Below are 583 nucleotides of genomic sequence, written 5' to 3' on the forward strand. Positions count from 1 at the left end.
TGGCGGCGCCTGAGCCGCTATGCCTTCTGGACCGCGCTGGCCTGCGTGCTGATTTCCCTGGGCAGTCTGTTCGCCGACAGCGAGCTGGTGGCGTGGCTGCTGAGCCTGTTCAGCCACTCGGCGCTGATGCGGATCCTGCTGCCTGCGCTGCTGGCAGTCGTCTGCTACGGCTGGGGTTTTCGCCGCCAGCGGCGGGAGACGCAGTGGCACTACAGCACCGAGGCGATTTTGTTTCTGGGCGTCGTCTTTACCGCGGTGGCGCTATGGCAGCTTGGCGAACGGCTGGATAACGGCAGCGGCCATATCGCACCGCTGTTTCTGGCCGGATGCGTGATTTACGGTGCCATTGGCTATATTGCCCGCTCCGGGCTGGTGTGGCTCTTTTTTCTGCTGGCGCTGGGCAACTGGTTCGGCGCGGAAACCGGCTACGTCTCGGGGTGGGGCGCCTACTGGCTGGGCATGAACTACCCGATTCGCTTCGTCCTGTTCGGCGGCGCGCTGCTGGCGCTCTGCTACGGCGCGCAATCCCTGCTTCGCCAGCGGCAGCTGTTTACCGTCAGCAAGGCGATGGGCCTCACATACA

At 64.7% G+C, this 583-nt stretch carries 1 pseudogene; it reads left to right on the plus strand.

What is annotated here, in order from left to right:
* Positions 1 to 583 (plus strand): annotated as a pseudogene (locus R7P64_RS24425) (hypothetical protein); the annotation flags it as partial.

The organism is Vibrio sp. 2304 (genome assembly GCF_033339475.1).
GTDB lineage: Bacteria > Pseudomonadota > Gammaproteobacteria > Enterobacterales > Vibrionaceae > Vibrio > Vibrio alginolyticus.